The sequence below is a fragment of the Streptomyces cinnamoneus genome (genome assembly GCF_002939475.1).
GTDB classification, from domain to species: Bacteria; Actinomycetota; Actinomycetes; order Streptomycetales; family Streptomycetaceae; genus Streptomyces; species Streptomyces cinnamoneus_A.
This window is the reverse complement of the sequence record NZ_PKFQ01000001.1, coordinates 4,016,577-4,037,346: the sequence shown is the minus strand read 5'-3', so window position 1 is coordinate 4,037,346 and position 20,770 is coordinate 4,016,577. Positions and strand designations below refer to the sequence as shown.

At 73.3% G+C, this 20,770-nt stretch carries 21 protein-coding genes and 1 riboswitch; of the genes, 12 read left to right on the top strand and 9 right to left on the bottom strand.

Going from position 1 to position 20,770, the window contains the following annotated elements:
- The first annotated feature begins 87 nt into the window (after window positions 1-87).
- Window positions 88-777 (top strand): HD domain-containing protein, encoded by a 690-nt coding sequence (locus CYQ11_RS17800; protein WP_099201826.1) that lies wholly within the window; start codon window positions 88-90, stop codon window positions 775-777.
- Between the two features lie 8 nt (window positions 778-785).
- Window positions 786-2,048 carry a Cmx/CmrA family chloramphenicol efflux MFS transporter gene (locus tag CYQ11_RS17795; RefSeq protein WP_398780111.1) on the top strand — a complete coding sequence of 421 codons (1,263 nt, stop codon included), beginning with the start codon at window positions 786-788 and terminating at the stop codon, window positions 2,046-2,048.
- Between the two features lie 9 nt (window positions 2,049-2,057).
- Here the strand turns inward: CYQ11_RS17795 and CYQ11_RS17790 are convergent, their stop codons facing one another.
- Window positions 2,058-2,351: a DUF4031 domain-containing protein gene (locus CYQ11_RS17790; RefSeq protein WP_099201827.1), complete on the bottom strand. Its 294-nt coding sequence runs from the start codon at window positions 2,349-2,351 to the stop codon at window positions 2,058-2,060.
- Window positions 2,348-2,710 carry a DUF8819 family protein gene (locus tag CYQ11_RS17785; protein WP_099201828.1) on the bottom strand — a complete coding sequence of 121 codons (363 nt, stop codon included), beginning with the start codon at window positions 2,708-2,710 and terminating at the stop codon, window positions 2,348-2,350. The genes CYQ11_RS17790 and CYQ11_RS17785 overlap by 4 nt, the downstream gene beginning before the upstream one ends.
- 62 nt (window positions 2,711-2,772) lie before the next feature.
- Between CYQ11_RS17785 and CYQ11_RS17780 the strand changes: the two genes are divergently transcribed.
- The 4 genes from CYQ11_RS17780 (at window position 2,773) to CYQ11_RS17765 (ending at window position 6,589) form a co-directional block, all read left to right on the top strand.
- Window positions 2,773-3,702, top strand: coding sequence for a MurR/RpiR family transcriptional regulator (locus CYQ11_RS17780; RefSeq protein WP_099201829.1), 930 nt, complete (start codon window positions 2,773-2,775; stop codon window positions 3,700-3,702).
- Window positions 3,703-3,763: 61 nt separating this feature from the next.
- Window positions 3,764-4,699, top strand: coding sequence for an N-acetylmuramic acid 6-phosphate etherase (gene murQ / locus CYQ11_RS17775; RefSeq protein WP_099201830.1), 936 nt, complete (start codon window positions 3,764-3,766; stop codon window positions 4,697-4,699).
- A 32-nt stretch (window positions 4,700-4,731) separates the two neighbouring features.
- Complete coding sequence (locus tag CYQ11_RS17770) at window positions 4,732-6,195, top strand: PTS transporter subunit EIIC (RefSeq protein ID WP_099201831.1); 1,464 nt, start codon at window positions 4,732-4,734, stop codon at window positions 6,193-6,195.
- Between the two features lie 61 nt (window positions 6,196-6,256).
- The gene (locus CYQ11_RS17765) at window positions 6,257-6,589 is read left to right on the top strand and encodes an alpha-amylase inhibitor (RefSeq protein WP_146104700.1); all 333 of its coding nucleotides are present in this window, start codon (window positions 6,257-6,259) and stop codon (window positions 6,587-6,589) included.
- Window positions 6,590-6,686: 97 nt separating this feature from the next.
- On the opposite strand, the gene groL is transcribed toward CYQ11_RS17765, so the two are convergent.
- From groL to thrC, 4 genes are all read right to left on the bottom strand, one after another.
- A complete protein-coding gene (gene groL, locus CYQ11_RS17760; RefSeq protein WP_099201833.1) occupies window positions 6,687-8,309 on the bottom strand; it encodes a chaperonin GroEL in 1,623 nt (540 codons plus the stop codon).
- A 331-nt stretch (window positions 8,310-8,640) separates the two neighbouring features.
- Window positions 8,641-8,844 (bottom strand): cold-shock protein, encoded by a 204-nt coding sequence (locus CYQ11_RS17755; RefSeq protein ID WP_010035953.1) that lies wholly within the window; start codon window positions 8,842-8,844, stop codon window positions 8,641-8,643.
- A 425-nt stretch (window positions 8,845-9,269) separates the two neighbouring features.
- Window positions 9,270-9,545 carry a MoaD/ThiS family protein gene (locus CYQ11_RS17750; RefSeq protein WP_099201834.1) on the bottom strand — a complete coding sequence of 92 codons (276 nt, stop codon included), beginning with the start codon at window positions 9,543-9,545 and terminating at the stop codon, window positions 9,270-9,272.
- Window positions 9,546-9,637: 92 nt separating this feature from the next.
- Window positions 9,638-10,921 carry a threonine synthase gene (gene thrC / locus CYQ11_RS17745; protein ID WP_181143690.1) on the bottom strand — a complete coding sequence of 428 codons (1,284 nt, stop codon included), beginning with the start codon at window positions 10,919-10,921 and terminating at the stop codon, window positions 9,638-9,640.
- Between the two features lie 17 nt (window positions 10,922-10,938).
- Window positions 10,939-11,082: riboswitch (SAM riboswitch) on the bottom strand.
- Window positions 11,083-11,247: 165 nt separating this feature from the next.
- Between thrC and CYQ11_RS17740 the strand changes: the two genes are divergently transcribed.
- The 3 genes from CYQ11_RS17740 to CYQ11_RS17730 all read left to right on the top strand — a co-directional run bounded on the left by CYQ11_RS17740 (window position 11,248) and on the right by CYQ11_RS17730 (window position 14,652).
- On the top strand, window positions 11,248-12,195 hold the full coding sequence (locus CYQ11_RS17740) for a glucosyl-3-phosphoglycerate synthase (RefSeq protein WP_099201836.1): 948 nt from the start codon (window positions 11,248-11,250) through the stop codon (window positions 12,193-12,195).
- A gap of 41 nt (window positions 12,196-12,236) precedes the next feature.
- Window positions 12,237-13,736 carry an alpha,alpha-trehalose-phosphate synthase (UDP-forming) gene (locus CYQ11_RS17735; RefSeq protein WP_099201884.1) on the top strand — a complete coding sequence of 500 codons (1,500 nt, stop codon included), beginning with the start codon at window positions 12,237-12,239 and terminating at the stop codon, window positions 13,734-13,736.
- A gap of 133 nt (window positions 13,737-13,869) precedes the next feature.
- Window positions 13,870-14,652 carry a hypothetical protein gene (locus tag CYQ11_RS17730; RefSeq protein WP_099201837.1) on the top strand — a complete coding sequence of 261 codons (783 nt, stop codon included), beginning with the start codon at window positions 13,870-13,872 and terminating at the stop codon, window positions 14,650-14,652.
- 68 nt (window positions 14,653-14,720) lie between these two features.
- Here the strand turns inward: CYQ11_RS17730 and otsB are convergent, their stop codons facing one another.
- From otsB to CYQ11_RS17715, 3 genes are all read right to left on the bottom strand, one after another.
- Window positions 14,721-15,581, bottom strand: coding sequence for a trehalose-phosphatase (otsB, locus tag CYQ11_RS17725; protein ID WP_099201838.1), 861 nt, complete (start codon window positions 15,579-15,581; stop codon window positions 14,721-14,723).
- Window positions 15,582-15,644: 63 nt separating this feature from the next.
- Window positions 15,645-15,905, bottom strand: a complete 261-nt coding sequence (locus CYQ11_RS17720; RefSeq protein ID WP_099201885.1) for a DUF3263 domain-containing protein — start codon at window positions 15,903-15,905, stop codon at window positions 15,645-15,647.
- Window positions 15,906-15,929: 24 nt separating this feature from the next.
- On the bottom strand, window positions 15,930-17,183 hold the full coding sequence (locus CYQ11_RS17715; protein ID WP_099201839.1) for an extracellular solute-binding protein: 1,254 nt from the start codon (window positions 17,181-17,183) through the stop codon (window positions 15,930-15,932).
- A 250-nt stretch (window positions 17,184-17,433) separates the two neighbouring features.
- On the opposite strand from CYQ11_RS17715, the gene CYQ11_RS17710 reads away from it, so the two are divergent.
- The 3 genes from CYQ11_RS17710 (at window position 17,434) to nagA (ending at window position 20,706) form a co-directional block, all read left to right on the top strand.
- A complete protein-coding gene (locus CYQ11_RS17710; RefSeq protein WP_099201840.1) occupies window positions 17,434-18,360 on the top strand; it encodes an SIS domain-containing protein in 927 nt (308 codons plus the stop codon).
- A 187-nt stretch (window positions 18,361-18,547) separates the two neighbouring features.
- Window positions 18,548-19,552, top strand: coding sequence for an ROK family protein (locus CYQ11_RS17705; protein ID WP_104651003.1), 1,005 nt, complete (start codon window positions 18,548-18,550; stop codon window positions 19,550-19,552).
- Window positions 19,552-20,706 carry an N-acetylglucosamine-6-phosphate deacetylase gene (gene nagA / locus CYQ11_RS17700; protein ID WP_099201841.1) on the top strand — a complete coding sequence of 385 codons (1,155 nt, stop codon included), beginning with the start codon at window positions 19,552-19,554 and terminating at the stop codon, window positions 20,704-20,706. Before CYQ11_RS17705 ends, nagA begins: the two co-directional genes overlap by 1 nt.
- Window positions 20,707-20,770: the final 64 nt, after the last annotated feature.

The window sequence follows — 20,770 nt, the reverse complement described above, 5'->3', positions numbered from 1 at the left end:
ACAGAGACCTCAAGAATTGGTCTAGATATATAGGCGGCCTGCCACACCCCCAACCCCAACACGAAGCCGTACTCCACAATTGGACGCATGGCAGCCACGCCCGAGCCCCAGCACCCCCGGCACGAGGCCCTTCACGCGCGGTGGCGGGAGACCGTCCGGCGCGTGCGCACCACGCCCGAGCCGGACTCCGGCCCGTACGCCGACGACCTCCTCGCGCGCTGGTCGGAACCCCAGCGCCGCTACCACACGCTCGACCACCTCGCCGCCGTCCTGCACCACCTCGACGCGCTGGCCGCCCACGCCGACGACATCGACACCGTCCGCCTCGCCGCCTGGTTCCACGACGCCGTCTACCGCCCCGACCGCTCGGAGAACGAGGAGCGCAGCGCCCACCTCGCCGAGCGCGCCCTGTCCGAACTGGGCGTCGACCCCGCCCGCACCGCCGAGGTCACCCGCCTGGTGCGGCTCACCGTCAGCCACGACCCCGCCCCGGGCGACCGCGACGGCGAGACCCTGTGCGACGCCGACCTGGCCGTGCTCGGCGGAGCGCCCGAGGAGTACGCGGCCTACGCGGCGGCGGTCCGCGAGGAGTACGGCTTCGTCCCCGACGCCGCCTTCCGTGAGGGCCGCGCCGACGTCCTGCGCCGCCTGCTGGCCCTCCCGCGCCTGTACCGGACGCCGCTGGGCCACGACCGCTGGGAGCTCCTGGCGCGCCGCAACCTCACCACGGAGCTGGAGTTGCTCACCGCGGCGACGGTCGGGGAGCCGCGGGAATAGTCGCGTACATGATCGCGCTGGCACCTGATATGCCGAACGCCAGCACGACCCGTACGTCCATGCCCGTCGCCGTCCACGTTCTCGGCCTCTCCGTCTTCGCCCTCGGAACCAGCGAGTTCATGCTGTCCGGGCTGCTCCAGCCCATCGCCCGCGACATGGGCGTCTCCATTCCCCAAGCGGGCCTGCTGGTGTCCGCCTTCGCGATCGGCATGGTGGTGGGGGCGCCCCTGCTGGCCGCCGCGACGCTGCGGCTGCCGCGCCGCACGACGCTGGTCGTCCTGCTCGCCGTCTTCGGGCTGGGCCAGGTGGCCGGGGCGCTCGCGCCCACGTACGGGGTGCTGTTCGCCTCGCGGGTGGTGAGCGCACTGGCGTGCGCCGGGTTCTGGGCCGTGGGCGCGGCGGTGGCCGTGTCGCTGGTGCCCGTGGACGCCCGGGCGCGCGCCATGGCGATCATGATCGGCGGGCTGTCGATCGCCAACATCGCGGGCGTGCCGGCCGGTGCGCTCCTGGGCCAGCACGCGGGCTGGCGCGCCGCCTTCTGGGCCGTGGCCGCGCTGTCGGCGGTGGGTCTGGCCGGTGTCCTGGCGCTCGTGCCGGCCACCAAGCCGACGACGGGCGAGGACGCGCCGCGCCTGCGCGCGGAGCTGCGCATCTACCGCGACCGCCAGGTGTGGCTCGCCCTGGTCACCACCGCGCTGAACGCCGCCGCCGTCTTCTGCCTCTTCTCCTACCTCGCCCCGCTGCTGACCGAGACCGCCGGCCTGAAGGAGAGCTGGGTGCCGACCGTGCTCGCCCTCTTCGGCGTGGGCGCGCTGATCGGTGCGACCATCGGCGGACGCGTCGCGGACGCCCACCTGTTCGGGACGATGTACGGCGGCATCGGCGCCTCGGCCGTCGTGCTGGCGGCGCTGGCGCTGACGGCGGACATGGCGGTCGTCGCCGTGGGGCTGGCGCTGCTGCTGGGCGTCGCGGCCTTCATGACGGCCCCGGCGCTCAACGCGCGGATGTTCAACCTCGCCAACGCCGCCCCGACCCTGGCCGGGGCCACGACCACGGCCGCCTTCAACATCGGCAACACCATCGGCCCGTGGCTGGGCGGCCTGGTCATCGCCGCCGGCTGGGGCTACCCCGCCGTGGCGTGGCTGGGCGCGCTGCTCGCGGCGCTGGCGGTGGGCACGACGGCGGTCGCCTCGCGGCTCCACCGGGGGCCCTCCCGCGTGGTGGCCGGGTCGGCCGGGGCCGCGGTGCGGACGCCCTCGCAGGTGGGCTGAGCCGCCCGGTCAACCACCCTGGCGGGGCGCGGCGGGGTTCCGCCGCCCCCGCTTGCGGCGGCGCAGGCCCGCCGCGGTCAGCAGCCGCACGACGTCCTTGCTGCCCACCTCGACCGCGCCCAAGGCCACCGCGTCCGCGTAGGACGCCGACGCCACGTCGTAGTGGTCGCCGTCGAAGGCCCGCTCCGGCAGGCCCAGGCGTCCCGCGAACGCGTGGAGTTCGTCGAGCGACGCGTCACTGATCAGGTGCGACCAGAAACGGCCGTGGCCCGGCCAGTGGGGCGGGTCGATGTAGAGGGTCACCGACGCGGCACCGTGCCCAGCGAGCCGACGCGCGCCACCAGGACCGCCTGCTTCGCGCAGGCCCAGTGCGGGTCGGCGCCCAGCTCCGGTTCGACCTCCAGGGCGTGCAGCTCGCCGTTCCCCGTGCAGACCGGGCACAGCGGCCAGCGACCGTACCGTTCGAGCAGCGCGTCCTGGACGTCCTGGGCGACGAGGCCCGGCAGGAACGCCATGCCCTCCGGCCACTGCTCGACCCACCATCTGCGGTGGGCGACCGCGTCCTCGACGAGCGAGACGACGTCCGCCTCCGCGACGTCCCCGGCGGCCAGGTCGGCGAGGATGAGCGCCCGCGCGGTGTGCAGTGCCTGTTCGAGCTCCATGCGACCCATTGTCTGCTGCGCGGAGGGTTGACGGCACACCGGCCCGAAAATACCTTTCACTGGTGAGCAGCGAACTGAAAGAAACTTTCGGAACGGCCGTCTCCCCCGCCCCGCCCCCACCCGCCGCACTCGCCGCGAAGGTGCGCACCCTCGTCCCCTCGATGACCCGCTCGATGCAGCGCGTCGCCGAGGTCCTCGCGAACGACCCGGCCGGCGCGGCCGCGCTCACCGTCACCGGCCTCGCCGAGCGCACGGGCACCAGCGAGGCCACCGTCGTGCGCACCGCCCGCGTCCTCGGCTACCCCGGCTACCGCGACCTGCGACTCGCGCTCGCCGCCCTCGCCGCCGAGCAGGCGGCCGGCCGGGCGCCCGCCGTCACCGCGGACATCGCCGTCGACGACCCGCTCTCCAGCGTGGTCGCCAAGCTGGCCCAGGAGGAGGCCCAGTGCCTGGCGGACACCGCAGCCGGGCTCGACCCGGCCGCCCTGGAGTCCGCCGTCGCCGCCCTCGCCGCCGCCCGCCGCGTCGACGTCTACGGGATCGGCGCCTCCAACCTCGTCGGGCAGGACCTCGTCCAGAAGCTGCTCCGCATCGGCCTGATCGCCCACGTCCCCGCCGACCCCCATCTGGCCGTCACCAACGCGGTGCAACTGCGCTCCGGGGACGTGGCGATCGCCATCACCCACTCCGGGCGCACCACCGACGTCATCGAGCCCCTGAGAGTCGCGTTCGAGCACGGCGCGACCACCGTCGCCATCACCGGACGGCCCGACGGCGAGATCGCCCAGTACGCCGATCACATCCTCACGACGTCCTCCGCCCGGGAGAGCGAACTGCGGCCGGCGGCCATGTCGAGCCGCACCAGCCAGCTCCTCGTGGTGGACTGCCTGTTCATCGGCGTCGCCCAGCGCACGTACGAGAGGGCGGCCCCCGCCCTGTCCGCCTCGTACGAGGCGCTGGCGCACCGGCACGACCCGCGTTCCCCGCGCTGACGCCCGCGAGGGGAGCCACGACGACACCGGACACGACCCACGAGAAACGAGCCGCCCGCCCATGACCTCGACCGCCGCCTTCGCCGCGCTCCGGGCCCAGCTCGCGACGCTGACCACCGAGGCGTTCCGCCCCGACCTCGCGGACATCGACCGGCTGCCCACCCAGGCCATCGCGAAGATCATGAACGCGGAGGACGCCACGGTGGCCGCCGCGGTGGCCGAGCGGCTGCCCGAGATCGCGGCCGCCATCGACGCGACCGCCGCCCGGATGGCCCGCGGCGGCCGGCTGGTCTACGCGGGCGCGGGCACCGCCGGGCGGCTCGGCGTGCTGGACGCCAGCGAGTGCCCGCCCACCTTCAACACCGACCCCACCCAGGTCGTCGGCCTGATAGCGGGCGGCCCCGAGGCCCTGGTCGCGGCGGTCGAGGGCGCGGAGGACAGCGCCGAGCTGGCCGCGGCCGACCTGGACGCACTGGGGACCGGACCGGACGACACGGTCGTCGGCGTCTCCGCCTCCGGCCGCACCCCCTACGCCGTGGGCGCGGTCCGGCACGCCCGCGCCGCCGGGGCGCTCACCATCGGGCTGTCCTGCAACGCCCGCTCGGAGCTCGGCGCGGCCGCCGAGCACGCCGTCGAGGTCGTCGTGGGGCCCGAACTGCTCACCGGCTCCACGCGGTTGAAGGCCGGCACGGCCCAGAAGCTCGTCCTCAACATGCTCTCGACGATCACGATGATCCGGCTCGGCAAGACCTACGGCAACCTGATGGTCGACGTCCGCGCGTCCAACGAGAAGCTGCGCGCCCGCTCGCGGCGCATCGTCTCGCTCGCCACCGGCGCCGCGGACGACGAGATCGAGGCCGCGCTGACCGCGACGGACGGCGAGGTGAAGAACGCCATCCTCGTCCTCCTCGGCGAGGTCGACGGCCCCACCGCCACCCGGCTCCTCGCCCAGTCCCACGGCCACCTGCGCGCAGCCCTCCGCGCCGCCGCCGACTGACGCCCCGTCACTCCCCCCACAGAGCAAGGCCCATGGCAGCAGACGACCACAGCAAGCACCGCGCCACCGCCACCGCCCTCCTCCCCCTCCTCGGCGGCACCGCGAACCTCCTCACCGTCACCCACTGCATGACCCGCCTGCGCGTGGAGGTGCGGGACCCCGCCCTCGTGCGGGGAGACGGACTGCGCGCCCTGCCGGGCGTGCTGGGCGTGGTGGAGGACGCGGCGTCGCGCCCCGCGGCGTACCAGATCGTGCTGGGCCCGGGCACGGTCGCCCGCGTGACGCCGGAGCTCCGACGCCTCGCCGGAACGGGGACGGCCGTCACCGCCGAGGCGCTCGCGGAGCGCGGTGCCGCCCTCCGCGCCGAGCGGGGCGCCCGCAACGCCACCCCCCTCAAGCTCCTCCTGCGCCGCGTCGCCCAGGTCTTCGTCCCCCTCATCCCCGCGCTCATCGGCTGCGGCGTCATCGCCGGCCTCGCCGGCCTGCTGGCCAACCTGCACTGGGCACCCGCGCTCGTACCGGCGCTCACCGCGATCGCCGCCGGGTTCATGGCGCTCATCGCCGTCTTCGTGGGCCACCAGACCGCCAAGGAGTTCGGCGGCACGCCCGTCCTGGGCGGCGCGGTGGCGGCCGTCATCGTCTGTCCGGGCGTCACCCACGTGCACGCCTTCGGCCACACCCTCTCCCCCGGCCAGGGCGGCGTCCTCGGCGCACTCGCCGCGGCGCTGCTGGCGGTGGCCGTGGAGAAGTGGTGCCACCGCAGGGTGCCGGAGTCCGTGGACGTGCTGCTCACCCCCTTCCTGACGGTGCTGCTGCCGGGTCTGGTCACGCTCTACGGGCTGATGTACGCCGCCGGCGCGGTCTCCTCGGCCATCGGCCGCTGCGCCGACTGGCTGCTGACCGGCGGGGGCGCCGCGGCGGGCTTCGTCCTGGGCGGCCTCTTCCTGCCGCTGGTGATGCTGGGCCTGCACCAGGCCCTGATCCCCATCCACACCACCCTCATCAGCGAGCAGGGCCACACGGTCCTGCTGCCCGTCCTCGCGATGGCGGGCGCGGGCCAGGTGGGCGCGGCGCTGGCGGTCTATGTGCGACTGCGACGGAACAAGTCCCTCCGGAAGATCATCCGTTCGGCCCTGCCGGCCGGGCTGCTGGGCGTCGGCGAACCGCTGATCTACGGGGTCTCGCTTCCGCTGGGGCGCCCGTTCGTGACGGCGTGCGTGGGCGGCGCGTTCGGCGGCGGCTTCCTCGGCCTGCTGGCCCAGCTCGGCGACCCGGTGGGCGCGACGGCCATCGGCCCGTCGGGCTGGGCGCTGTTCCCGCTGCTCACGGGCGGCCACGGACTGGGGCGGGCGGTCGCGGTCTACGGGGCTGGGCTGCTGGTGGGGTACGCGGCGGGCTTCCTGGCGACGTACTTCTTCGGCTTCGCCGGACACGACGGCGAGCGGGCCGACCGGCAGATGGCCGAAAAGCACCGGCGCTCGGAAGAACTAGCGTGACGACGACGGCAATTCGTACTTATGGTGATCACTCTTTTTGATCTTCATCAAGGGAGTGACCATGCGAGCACGCAAGCCGCTGGCCGCGGGGGCCCTGACCGCCGCTGCCGCCATCGCCGCCACCGGGCTTCTGGCCCCGACCGCTTCGGCGGCGGACACCAAGACCCCGCCGTCCTGCGTCACCGCCAAGTACACCTGGGGCTGGGTCCCCAAGGCCACGGTGACGAACAACTGTGCGGGTGATCAGGCCAAGACCTACAACGTCAAGGTCAAGTGGCTCATAGGGTACGAGACGTACCGTACGAGCGAATGCTTCGCCGTCGCTCCGAACGAGAGCAAGGAGACGTCGGGCCACTACGAGACGGACACGATCGCGGCTCTCGAGTCCTGCTGAGCATCACCACTCGCCGGGAAAGCCCGAGGGCGGCACCCCCCGTTCAGGGGGTGCCGCCCTCGGCGTACAGCGTTTAGGACAGGTGATCCGGTGCGGATCAGAAGTCCATCTCACCGCCGGGCATGCCGCCCGGAGCGGCCGCGGCGGCCTTCTCCGGCTTGTCGGCGATGACGGCCTCGGTGGTCAGGAAGAGCGCGGCGATGGACGCGGCGTTCTGCAGCGCGGAGCGCGTGACCTTGGCCGGGTCGATGATGCCCTCGGCGATCATGTCGACGTACTCACCGGTCGCGGCGTTCAGGCCGTGGCCGACGGTCAGGTTGCGCACCTTCTCGACGACGACGCCGCCCTCAAGGCCGCCGTTGACGGCGATCTGCTTGAGCGGGGCCTCCAGGGCCAGCTTGACGGCGTTGGCACCGGTGGCCTCGTCGCCCTCGAGGTCGAGCTTCTCGAAGACCGAGGAAGCCTGGAGCAGGGCCACGCCACCACCGGCGACGATGCCCTCCTCGACGGCGGCCTTCGCGTTGCGGACGGCGTCCTCGATGCGGTGCTTGCGCTCCTTGAGCTCGACCTCGGTCGCGGCACCAGCCTTGATGACGGCCACGCCGCCGGCCAGCTTCGCGAGGCGCTCCTGGAGCTTCTCGCGGTCATAGTCGGAGTCGCTGTTCTCGATCTCGGCGCGGATCTGGTTGACGCGGCCCTGGACCTGGTCGCTGTCACCGGCACCGTCGACGATGGTCGTCTCGTCCTTGGTGATGACGACCTTGCGGGCGCGGCCGAGCAGGTCGAGACCGGCGTTCTCCAGCTTGAGGCCGACCTCCTCGGAGATGACCGTGCCACCGGTGAGGATGGCGATGTCGCCCAGCATGGCCTTGCGGCGGTCGCCGAAGCCCGGGGCCTTGACGGCGACGGACTTGAAGGTGCCGCGGATCTTGTTGACCACCAGGGTCGACAGGGCCTCGCCCTCGACGTCCTCGGCGATGATCAGCAGCGGCTTGCCCGACTGCATGACCTTCTCCAGCAGCGGGAGCAGGTCCTTGACCGAGGAGACCTTCGAGTTGACGATCAGGATGTACGGGTCGTCCAGGGACGCCTCCATACGCTCCATGTCGGTGGCGAAGTACGCCGAGATGTAGCCCTTGTCGAAGCGCATACCCTCGGTGAGCTCCAGCTCCAGACCGAAGGTCTGGGACTCCTCGACGGTGATGACGCCTTCCTTGCCGACCTTGTCCATGGCCTCGGCGATGAGCTCGCCGATCTGGGTGTCGGCGGCGGAGATGGAGGCGGTGGAGGCGATCTGCTCCTTGGTCTCCACGTCCTTGGCCTGCTCGAGCAGCGAGGCGGAGACGGCCTCGACGGCCTTCTCGATGCCGCGCTTCAGCGCCATCGGGTTGGCACCGGCGGCCACGTTGCGCAGACCCTCGCGGACCAGCGCCTGGGCGAGGACGGTCGCGGTCGTCGTGCCGTCACCGGCGACGTCGTCCGTCTTCTTCGCGACCTCCTTGACCAGCTCGGCGCCGATCTTCTCGTACGGGTCCTCGAGCTCGATCTCCTTGGCGATGGAGACACCATCGTTGGTGATCGTGGGGGCGCCCCACTTCTTCTCGAGGACGACGTTGCGGCCCTTGGGGCCAAGGGTGACCTTGACGGCGTCGGCGAGCTGGTTCATCCCGCGCTCGAGACCGCGCCGTGCCTCCTCGTCGAACGCGATGATCTTGGCCATGTGAAGTGGTCCTCCCAGGACGGGGTGGAGACTGCTCCGGACCGCACTGGCGCCCGCGACGGACGGCCTGCGTGCCCTGCGGTTCCTTGCCCCGCTTGGCTCGCCGACCTCACCGACGGTCCAAATCTGTCACTCTCACCAGGAGAGTGCTAAGCCCAATGATTAGCACTCGACCCCATCGAGTGCAAGCGCCTTGGCTCAAGCGGGGGGCTCGTCAGCCGGGCGCCTGGTCGATCCTGCCCAGCCGGACCCGCGCACACACGAAGGGCCCGTACCTCCTCGGTACGGGCCCTTCGGCGAGCTGTGTGAGCCGATGGTCGATGCGACGCGGTCAGGCGGAGACCCTCACCATGTCCGCCTGCGGCCCCTTCTGGCCCTGCGAGATCTCGAACTCGACCCGCTGACCCTCCTCGAGGGTGCGGTAGCCGTCCATCTGAATCGCGCTGTAGTGGACGAAAACATCCGCACCACCGTCGACCGCGATGAAGCCGTAGCCCTTCTCCGCGTTGAACCACTTGACGGTGCCCTGAGCCATGCCTAACTCCCCTATTACTGGCCCTTGCACAGGACCGCACTTCGCGGACCCGGGTCAGACCTCACCCCCAGACAGGATGGGGGTGTGCGCCGGAACGCGTCGACCGCGGCTGAATGTATCTGCACGGATGCCGTCTGCAACAGGTCACTCGGACGAGAAATCCGGGCGCGGCCGATCGGTTATTCGTACCGATTTCGACAGCATCCCGGGCAAGTCGGGCTGGGCAAAACGCCACCAACCCGGCAATTCGTGCGCATGTTTCGCGCACAACTTGACGGGTTCTCATATGCGTTCGGCAGTGACACCGGAGGGGGAACGCCCCAACTGTATCGCGGTTCAACAGACGGAATCACCCCGTCCGGTTTACGGACGGGGTGACTCCGGGGGAATTCCCGAGGAACCCTCTGAAAGGGCGACGCCGCCGGTCAGCCGCCTGCGACGGCCGGAATGATCGAGACGCCGGCGCCGTCCGGGGTGGGCGTCTCAAGGCCCCCCTCGAAGCGCACGTCGTCGTCGTTGACGTAGACGTTCACGAAGCGGCGCAGCTTGCCGCTGTCGTCCAGGACGCGGGCGGCGATGCCGGGGTGGCCGGCCTCCAGCGAGGCGATGACCTCGGCGAGGGTGGCGCCCTCGACGGTCACCTCGGCGCGGCCGGAGGTGTAGGTGCGCAGGATGGTGGGGATGCGGACGTTGACGCTCATGGGGTCGCCTTCGGATCGGGGAAGTGGTGAGGTGCGCCCGCCCGCCGCCGGGGCGGACGGGGAAGTGGCGGGGAGGGAACCGCTCCCAGGACCTACAGGCCCGCCGCCCGGAACGCCTCCAGTGACGGGCGGATCGTCGCCGTGGGGCCGGCGGCCACCGCGTCCAGCGTCTTGAGCCCGTCCCCCGTGTTGAGGACGACCGTCGTGAGGGCGGGATCGAGCAGGCCGTTCTCGATCAGCTTCCGCGTCACGCCGACCGTGACCCCGCCCGCCGTCTCGGCGAAGACGCCTTCGGTGCGGGCGAGCAGCCGGATCGCGTCGACGATCTCCTCGTCCGTCACGTCCTCCACCGCACCGCCCGTGCGCCGGGCGATGTCCAGGACGTACGGGCCGTCCGCGGGGTTGCCGATGGCCAGCGACTTGGCGATGGTGTCCGGCTTCACCGGCCGCACCACCTCGTGCCCGTCCTTGAAGGCGCGGGAGACCGGCGAGCAGCCCGCCGCCTGCGCTCCGAAGATCTTGTACGGACGGTCCTCGACCAGTCCGAGCGCGATCAGCTCCCGCAGCCCCTTGTCGATCTTCGTCAGCTGGGAGCCGGAGGCGATCGGGACCACGATCTGGTCCGGCAGCCGCCAGCCCAGCTGCTCGCAGATCTCGTACGCCAGCGTCTTGGACCCCTCGCCGTAGTACGGCCGGAGGTTGACGTTGACGAACCCCCAGCCCTCGCCCAGCGGGTCGCCGATCAGTTCGGAGCAGAAGCGGTTGACGTCGTCGTACGTGCCCTCGATGCCGACGAGGTCGCCGCCGTAGACGGCGGCCATGACGACCTTGCCCGCCTCCAGGTCGTGCGGGATGAAGACGCAGGACTTCAGGCCCGCCCGCGCGGCGGCGGCGCCCACGGCGCCCGCGAGGTTGCCGGTCGAGGAGCAGGACAGGGTGGTGAAGCCGAAGGCGCGCGCGGCCTCGACGGCGACGGCGACGACGCGGTCCTTGAAGGAGTGCGTGGGGTTGCCGGAGTCGTCCTTGACGTGGAGGGCGCCGGTGACGCCCAGTTCGCGGGCGAGGTTGTCGGCCTTGACGAGCTTGGTGAAGCCGGGGTTCAGACCGGGCTTGTCCGCGACGTCGGCGGGGACGGGCAGCAGCGGGGCGTAGCGCCAGATGTTCGCCGGTCCGGCCTCGATGCGGCGGCGCAGGGTCTCCGGGTCACCGGCCGGGAGGTCGTAGGCCACCTCCAGCGGCCCGAAGCAGCTCGCGCAGGCGAAGACGGGACCGAGGGCGAAGCGCTCGCCGCACTCGCGGCAGGAGAGCGCGACGGCGGGCCCGAAGGGGGCGGGGACGTCGGAAGTGGTAGCGCTTTCAACGGCTTGGACAGCCATGGAGGCGAGGCCCTTTCTCCTCATCTTCCTCATGGCGAACCTCGCCATGAGACGGAATTGGCACCTTCCCCGCCGGGAGCCTCGCCGAGTGATCGGTGAGACCGGCTGGAGGGTTGCCGGGGCTTCAACGGGCCGTGTCCCTCTGCCCCTCTGGATGAGCGGTATGGCGCTGGGCGGGGCCCAGGCGTTTGTGCGCGACGCGACCCCGGCATGCGGGGGCTCTCCGCGTTGTTCAAGACTGTAACCGAAGGCACGGACGCTTGAGAGGGTCGTCCGCACCGCGAGATGCGTCACCACGCATGCCACGAACATGAGGAGTCGTACACGTGCTGGAAGAGGTGGAGCGCTGGCTCGCCCGGCGGTCCTGGTCCGCAGCCGACCGTCCGCTCGACCAGCTGCTCGCCGCGAAAGCGGGCTCCGGCACCACGGTCAGCGTCGTGCTGCCGGCGCTGGACGAGGAGGCCACGGTCGGCGAGATCGCGGCCGTCATCCGCCGGGAGCTGATGACCGGGGACGTGCCCCTGGTCGACGAGCTGGTGGTGCTGGACTCGGGGTCCACGGACCGCACCGCGGAGGTCGCCGCGGCCGCCGGGGCGCGGGTGGAGCCCCGCGACGCGATCCTGCCGCGGCTGCCCGCGCTGCCCGGCAAGGGTGAGGTGCTGTGGCGGTCGCTGCTGGTGACGACCGGCGATGTGGTGTGCTTCGTCGACGCGGACCTGAAGGAGTTCTCCGCGGACTTCGTCTCGGGGATCGTCGGCCCGCTGCTGACCGACCCGGACGTCGACTTCGTCAAGGCGATGTACGACCGCCCCCTCGGCTCGCTGTCCGGCCAGGGCGGCCGGGTCACCGAGCTGGTGGCCCGTCCGCTGCTGAACCTGCACTGGCCGCAGCTGGCGGGTTTCGTGCAGCCGCTGGGCGGCGAGTACGCGGCCCGGCGTTCGCTGCTGGAGCGGCTGCCGTTCCCCGTGGGGTACGGCGTGGAGCTGGGTCTGCTGGTGGACGCGCTGCACACCGTGGGGCTGGACGCGCTGGCCCAGGTGGACGTGGGCGTGCGCAAGCACCGCCACCAGGACGGGCGCGCGCTCGGCCGGATGGCCGCCGCCATCTACCGCACCGCGCAGCTGCGACTGGCCCGCGGCCATCTGGTGCGCCCGGCGCTCACCCAGTTCGAGCGGACGGCGGAGGGATTCGTCCCGCGCACGTACGAGGTGGACACGCTGGAGCGGCCGCCGATGACGGAGATACCGGAGTACGCCCGGCGGCATGCCGCTTAGGCGTACGTTTGAGCGGTTCGCCGGGCGGCAAGGCTGCGGTCATGGTCGATGAGCACACGCACAGCGCACCCATCGTCGTCGCCTCCAACCGCGGGCCCGTCGCGTACAAGCTGCGCGAGGACGGGTCGCTCGCGGCGGGGCGGGGCGGTGGCGGCCTGGTCTCGGGACTCAGCGCCATCGGGCCGGACGCCGGGGCGGTGTGGGTGTGCGCCGCGATGGGCGAGGGGGACCGCGAGGCGGCCCGCCGCGCGGGCCCGAGGCTCCCCGCGTCCGACACCGCAGGCCACCGGGTGCGGATGCTGGACATCGCGCCCGACACCTTCGCCGCCGCCTACAACGGGGTGGCCAATTCGGTGCTGTGGTTCCTCCACCACATGCTCTGGCAGACCCCGCTCGAACCGGTCTTCGACGCGGAGTTCCGCGCGCAGTGGGCGGCGTACGAGGCGTACAACACCGCCTTCGCGGACGCCCTCGCGGAGGAGGCCGCGGAGGGCGCCTCCGTGCTCGTCCAGGACTACCACCTCACGCTGGTGCCGGGGCTGCTCCGGGAGCGCCGCCCGGACCTGCGGATCGGGCACTTCTCGCACACGCCCTGGGCCCCGCCGGACTACTACCGCCTGCTGCCGGACGACATCGCCGAGCAGGTCCTGCGCGGCGTCCTGGGCGGCGACCGGGCGGCGTTCCTCACCCGGCGCTGGGCGGAGGCCTTCGCGGGGTGCTGCGCGGACGTGCTGGGAGCGGAGGTCGTGCGGGAGGACGGCGCGGGCGGCGCGGCCGTGGCCGTGCGGTTCGAGGGGCGGACGACGCGGCTCGGGGTGCACGGGCTCGGCGCGGACGGCGACTTCCTGCGCGAGCGCGCCCACCGGGAGGACGTGGAACAGCGGATGGCGGTGCTGCGCGAGCGCGTCGGGCCGGGCCGCAGGGCGATCGTCCGGGTCGACCGCACCGAGTTGTCCAAGAACATCGTGCGCGGCCTGCGCGCCTACCGGCGGCTGCTGGAGGACCGTCCGCAGTGGCGCGGCAAGGTCGTGCACATCGCCTTCGCCTACCCCTCCCGCCAGGACCTCGTGGTCTACCGCCACTACATGGCCGAGGTGGCCCGGGTCGCCCGGGAGATCAACGCCGCGTTCGGCACGGAGGACTGGGAGCCGGTCGTCCTCCATCTGGAGGACGACTTCCCCCGGTCGCTGGCCGCCTACCGGCTCGCGGACGTGGCGCTGGTCAACCCCATCCGGGACGGCATGAACCTGGTCGCCAAGGAGGTGCCCGTGGTCTCCGACCGCGGCTGCGCCCTGGTCCTCTCGCGCGAGGCCGGCGCGGCGGCGGAGCTCGGCGACGACGCGATCACGGTCAACCCGTACGACGTGGAGGCCACCGCCCGCGCCCTCCACGAGGCGCTGTCGATGGACCCGGCGGAGCGGGCGGAGCGCACGAAGCGGCTGGCCTCGGCGGCGACGGCGCTGTCACCGGCGCGGTGGTTCGTGGACCAACTGGCCGCGCTGGAACGGTCCGGGCCGGGCGGGGACGCCTCCCGGCGGTAGCCCCGGGGGGTGGCGCGCGCCCACGCGACCGGAGCACGCGCCGCCCCCGCCCCGCCGTGCCGTGCGCGGCGGACGCTTCCGCCCCGGCGCGGTGCGGCGCGGCAGCCGGGTCCGCCCCGGGTAGCCATGTCACATGCCAATAGCCCCGCGCTGGGCCGTACTCACGGCTGCCACCACCGTCATCGTCCTCACGGCCGCCGGCTGCTCCTCCGACTCCGGCGGCGACGACAAGACCGACGCCAAGGGCACGAAGGCCGGCCAGTCGGCCGCGCCCCCACCCACGGGCCCCGCTCCGGGGACCCCCTCGGGCACGGCCTCACCCGGCGGTCCCTCCGGCGGCACGGCCGACGGCACGATCCCCGCAGGCCCCGGCCCCCAGCCCGCCTACACCGTGCAGCAGCAGCCCGCCCCCGGCACCTGTGCCTACCGCTACACCGCCGACAAGCAGCCGTTGCCCGACCCCAAGTGCACGCCGGGCGCGACCAATCCGAAGGTCACCCAGGCCACCCTCAAGACCACCATCTGCCGCGGCGGTTACACCGCCGGCATCCGGCCGCCCACGAACATCACCGGCCGCGAGAAGACCGCCAACGCCGCGTCGTACGGCTACAAGGGCTCGCTGAAGGACGCCGAGTACGACCACCTCATCAGTCTCCAGCTCGGCGGCGACCCCAACGACCCCCGCAACCTCTGGGTCCAGCCGCCCTCCCCCGGCCACAAGGCCGGTGCCGGGCCGAACAACCCCAAGGACGTGGTCGAGAGCAAGGTCAAGGCCGCCATCTGCGCGGGGAAGACGGACCTGGTGACGGCCCAGCGGGCCATCGCGAAGGACTGGACGACCGCGCTGTCCGTGCTCGGCGTCAGCACGGACAAGAAGGCGCCGAAGGAGGAGCAGAAGGACGAGGACGACGGCTGACGCCGGAAGGACCGGAAGGAAGACGCCGTAAGGACCGGTAGAAGGGGAACGGGGGACGGCGGACGGGGTCAGCCGAGCTCGTCCGCCAGCGCCGTCAGCAGTTCCACGACGCCGTCCGGCCCGTCCACGACGAGGTCGGCGCGCTCGGCGAGCGCGGTGACCTCGGCGCTGCCGCTGCCCACCAGCAGCCCGGGCACGCCCTGCGGGCGCAGCTCCTCGACGGCCGCGAAGGCGGCGAGGTCGCCGAGGTCGTCACCGGCGTACAGGACGGACCCGGCGCCCGTGGCACGGACGTGGCCGGCGAGGGCCACGCCCTTGTCCATGCCCGGCGGGCGGAGCTCCAGCACCAGCCGGCCCGGCTCCAGGACCAGGCCGTGCCGCTCGGCGAGACCGGCGAGCGGGGCGCGCAGGGCCTCGAAGGCGGCCTGCGGGTCGGGGGCGCGCCGGGTGTGGACGGCGACGGCGCGCCCGCCCTTGTCCTCGACGGGCGCGGACTGCGGCCACGCGGCGTCCTTCCAGGCGCCCGACGCGTCGAGGAGGCCGGGCAGCTCGGCCCGTGCGGCCGCGACGCCGGGATGTGGGGCGGGGGCGCTCACGGTGCCGGTCGCCGCGTCCCAGCGCTCGGCGCCGTAGTGGCCGAGCACGACCAGGCGGTCGAGGCCCGCGACGCCGGCGAAGCCGCCGTACCGCACCGCGACGTCCGCCGGCCGTCCGGTGATCACGACGACGGAGGCCAGGTGCGGGGCCAGCCGGGCCAGGGCCGGCACGGCGCCGGGGTGGGCGCGGGCCCGCTCGGGGTCGGGGACGATCGGGGCGAGGGTGCCGTCGAAGTCCAGCGCGACGACCGCGCGCTCCGGCCGCGCGAGCAGCGCGGCCAGGCCCTCGCGGCCGGCCTCGGTCACGGGTGCGGGAAGGGAGTGGCTGCCCATGGGGGCGACCCTACCCACGCGGCGGCCGGGGATGCCCCCGCCGCGAGGGGCGGTGCGGGGCGCTCAGCGACGCGCGCGGCGGGCGTCGCGCAGCCGCCGCAGCCGGTTGACCGTGACGGGGTCGTGCTCCAGGGCGCGGCGGTCGTCGAGGAGGGCGTTGAGAAGCTGGTAGTAGCGGGTCGGGGTGATGCCGAGCCGCTCCCGGACGGCGCGTTCCTTCGCGCCGGGCCCGGCCCACGACTCCCGCTCCAGCGCGAGCACGCCCAGCTCCCGCTCGGACAGCGCGCCGGGCTCCGGCGCGCCGTGCTCCTCGTACGACTCCACGTGCTCCAACGTACCGGGGCGGCCCTACCGGCCGGTGTTCTCCGTCGCGGTCGCCTCGCGCTGGATCTCGCTGAGGATGGACTCGGGGTCGCCGCCGGGGCGCACGGCCATGCCGATCTTCTCCTTGACCGTCTTGCTGACCTTCGCCCAGGAGGTCTTGTCCGCCGGGTAGAACTCGGCGTTCGTCAGCTGCCCCAGGAAGGGCCACAGGTCGGCGTTGGCGCGCTCGGCGCGCATCGCCTCGGAGGCGGCGGTGGTCACCGGCAGCAGGCGGTAGTCCGTGCAGAAGGACAGCACGTTGTCCTTGCTGTAGACGAAGTCGAGGAACTTGCCGATCTGCTCGCGGTGGCCGTTCTGCCTGAACGCCATCATCCAGTCGGCGACGCCCATGGTCGCCTTGGCCTTGCCCGCGTAGCCCGGCAGCGGCGCCGTGTCGAAGTCGATGCGCTTGGCCTTGGCCTGCTGCATCAGCGTCGGGTGGCCGTTGAGCATGCCGACCTCGCCGCGCGTGAAGGCGTCGAAGACGTCCTGGCGGTTGGTGCGGGCGGGGTCGCCGGGGCCGACGAGGCCCTTGCCGACGAGCTCGTCACGCAGCCACTTGAAGGCCTTGACGTTGGCCTCGGAGTCGATCGTGTAGGTGCTGTTCTTGTCGGTGTAGCCACCGCCGGCGCTGAGGATCCACATCATCATCTCGGCGGGCGCCTCTTCGGGGCCCAGGGGCAGGCCGAAAGGTATCTGCACGCCGGCCGCCTTGAGCTTGACCGCGGCGGCCTGGAGCTCGTCCCAGCTCTCGGGGGCCTTGGCGACGCCGGCCTTGGCGAAGAGCTTCTTGTTGTAGAAGAGCAGGCGGGTGCTGGAGACGAACGGCAGGCCGTACTGCACGCGGTGCACCTCGCCCGCGCGCGCGATGCCGGAGATGAAGTCGGCCTGAGTGGGGATGGAGAGCAGCTGGTCGGCGCTGTAGAGCTTGCCGGCCGCGGCGAAGTCGGCGTACGCGCCGATCTGCGCGAGGTCGGGGGCCTTGCCCGCGGCGACCATGTCGGCGACCTTCTTGTCGACCTCGGTCCAGCTGTAGACCTGGACGTCGACCTTGATGCCCTTGTTCTTGGACTCGAAGGCCTTGGCCAGGGAGCTCCAGTACTTCTTGGAGCTGTTCGCCGCGTTGTCGCCGTAGTCGGCCGCGACGAGCTTCAGCTTCGTGTCGCCGCCGGGGGTCTCGGCGCCGCACGCCGTCAGCGCCGGCGCCAACGCCGCCGTGGCGGCACCCGCCGCCGTCATGCCAAGGAACCGCCGCCGCTGCACTGCTGCTACCCACCTCGTGGTTCGTGTTCGCTCTGTGGAGACCGTGAATCTCCCCCCTGGAGACCGTGAGTCCCGTGGAGACCGTGAGTTTCTCCCGCGCGCCACCTTACGGGCTACGGCCTCCGCGTTGCGCTTCGGTATCGGCCTAGCACTCTTCCCCCAGGTCACACGGGACTGCTATCCACGGAAGGTCCGCTTGTCGCACCGCCGTGAGGAGCACCAGCGCATGAAGCCGTCCCCTTCTCTCACCGCCCGCGAACTCGCCACCCAGCCCGACTGCTGGCGCCGCGCCGCGCGCACCGCGGCGGCCGCGCCCGGCCTGCCCGCCCCCGGCGAACGGGTGGCCGTCACCGGCTGCGGCACGTCCTGGTTCATGGCCCAGTCGTACGCCGCCCTGCGCGAGGCCGCGGGCCAGGGCGAGACGGACGCCTTCGCCGCGTCGGAGTTCCCCCTCGACCGCCCGTACGACCGCGTCGTGGCGATCACCCGGTCCGGGACGACGACCGAGGTGCTGCGCCTGCTCGGCGCCCTGCGCAGCCGTGCGGGCACGGCCACGCTCGCCGTCACCGCCGACCCGAAGACCCCCTTGCCGGGCGCGGCGGACGAGGTGGCGGTGCTCGAGTGGGCGGACGAGGAGTCGGTGGTGCAGACGCGCTTCGCGACCACGGCCCTGGCCTTCCTGCGCGCGGGCCTGGAGACCCACGGGCCCCTGCCGGCGGACACGGTCGAGCAGGCCGCGACGGCCGCGGAGGGCTCGGTCACCGAGCCGCTGCCGCCGGGGGTGGCGGAGGCCGGGCAGTGGACGTTCCTGGGGGCGGGCTGGACGTACGGCCTGGCCCAGGAGGCGGCGCTGAAGATCCGGGAGGCGGCGGGCGCGTGGTCGGAGGCGTACCCGGCGATGGAGTACCGCCACGGCCCGGTCGCGGTCGCCGGCCCGGGCCGGGTGGTGTGGGCGTTCGGCCCGCTGCCGCCGGGGCTGGCCGACGAGATCGCGCAGACGGGCGGCACGCTCGTCGCCGACGACATCGGCGGCCGCGACCCGATGGCGGACCTGGTCCGCGCCCAGCGCCTGGCGGTGGCGGTGGCGGAGTCGAGGGGCCTGTCCCCCGACGCGCCCCGCCATCTGACGCGGAGCGTGATCCTGCGGGGATAGGCCCCGGCCCGGCTTCGGCCCCAGCGGCCGGGCACCGCCCGCGCCGCGGGCCGGGGGGCGGGGGGGCGGGGGGCAGCCTCGGGAAACGGTGAAAGGGCGGGGCGGGGAGAACACCCCCCCACCCCACCGGCCCCGCCCCCGGCGAGTGGACTAGACCTTTCGTGCCCCGACGCGCGAAACTACCGACGTGAAACACGTCATCGCCCTCGACGTCGGCGGCACCGCCATCAAGGCCGCGCTGATCGGCGCGGACAACGAGCCGCTCCACGAGGCCCGCCGGCCCACCCGCCGCGACCAGGGCCCCGAGGCCGTGGTGGCCGGCATCCTCGACTTCGCCGCGGAGCTGCGGGAGCACGGGCTGCGCGCGTACGGCGAGCCGGCGGTCGCGGCCGGCGTCGCCGTGCCCGGCCTCGTGGACACCGCGACCGGCACCGCGGTCTACGCCGCCAACCTCGGCTGGCGCGACGTACCCCTGCGCGAACTGCTGGCCACCCGCCTGAGCACCGGCACCGGCACCAGCCCGGCCGTACCCGTCGCCGTCGGCCACGACGTCCGCACCGGCGGCCTGGCCGAGGGACGCCTGGGCGCCGGCAAGGGCGCCGACCGCTTCCTCTTCGTCCCCCTCGGCACCGGCATCGCCGGCGCCATCGGCATCGACGGCCGCATCGAGGAGGGCGCCCACGGCTCCGCGGGCGAGATCGGCCACGTCCGCGTACGGACCGGCCCGGACGCGCCGCCCTGCGGCTGCGGGGGCCGCGGCTGTCTGGAGGCGCTCGCCTCCGCCTCGGCCGTCGGCCGGGCCTGGGCCGCGGCGAGCGGCGAGGAGGACGCCGACGCCGCCGGCTGCGCCGCGGCCGTCGAGGCCGGCGACCCGCGCGCCCGCATCGTCTGGCAGGACGCCGTGGAGGCCCTCGCCGACGGCCTGGTCATGGCCCTCACCCTCCTCGACCCCCGCACGCTCATCGTCGGCGGCGGCCTCGCGGAGGCCGGCGAGACGCTGTTCGCGCCGCTGCGCGCGGCCGTCGCCGGACGCCTGACCTTCCAGACGTCCCCCCACATCGTGCCGGCGGCCCTCGGGGACACCGCCGGCTGCCTGGGCGCCGGCCTGCTCGCCTGGGACCTCCTGGGCCCCGGCCCCGCCGGGCCCGCCGTCCCCACCCAGCCCACCCCCCTCACGGAGGTTTCCGCCTGATGGTCGAACGAACGGTTCTCGCCGGTGCCCGCGTGGTGCTGCCGACCGGTGTGGTCGAGGACGGGCGGGTGACGGTCGACGGCCGGCGGATCGCCGACGACCAGGCGGGGGAACCCCCCACCTTCGACCTCACCGGCCACTGGATCGTCCCCGGCTTCGTGGACGTCCACGTGCACGGCGGCGGCGGCGCGTCCTTCTCCTCCGGCGACGCCGAGGAGGCGCTCACCGCGATCCGCACGCACCGGGCGCACGGCACCACGACGATGGTCGCCTCCACCGTCACCGGTGACCTGGACGACCTGGCCCGGCAGGCGGCCGTCCTGGCGGAGCTCACCGAGCAGGGCGACCTGGCGGGCATCCACTTCGAGGGCCCGTTCATCTCCCCGCACCGCTGCGGCGCGCACCAGCCGGGGCTCCTGCGCGACCCGGACCCCGCGGACGTCCGCAAGCTCGTCGACGCGGCCCGCGGCACGGCGCGGATGATGACCCTGGCTCCCGAGCTGCCGGGCGGCCTCGCGTCCGTACGGCTGCTCGCCGACCACGGCGTCGTCGCGGCCGTGGGCCACACCGACTCCACGTACGAGGCCGCACTGGAGGCCGTCGACGCGGGCGCCACCGTCGCCACCCACCTCTTCAACGCGATGCCGTCGCTGCTGCACCGCGCCCCCGGGCCGATCGCCGCGCTCCTGGAGGACGAGCGGGTGACGGTCGAGCTGATCAACGACGGCACGCATCTGCACCCGGCGGTCCTCGAGCTGGCGTTCGCGCGGGCGGGCGCGGACCGGGTCGCGTTCATCACCGACGCGATGGGCGCGGCCGGCATGAGCGACGGCATGTACCCGCTCGGCCCGATGAGCGTCGAGGTCAAGGACGGGGTGGCGCGCATCGCCGACGGCCCGACGGCGGGCTCGATCGCCGGCTCGACGCTCACCCTGGACACGGCCTTCAAGCGCGCGGTGACCGTCGACCGGCTGCCGGTGGAGGACGTCGTCCGGGCACTCTCGGCGAATCCGGCGCGGCTGCTGGGCCTGGGCGACCGGGTCGGCTCACTGGAGCCGGGCATGGACGCGGACCTGGTCGTGCTCGACGGTTCGTACGACCTGGTGGGCGTGATGCGCAAGGGCGAGTGGCTGGTCCGGCCCGAAGTGCACTGATCCTCCGCGTATTTCCCCCCTCCGCACCCGGAGGAACAACGGTGGCGGGTCCCGGGGTCTGGGC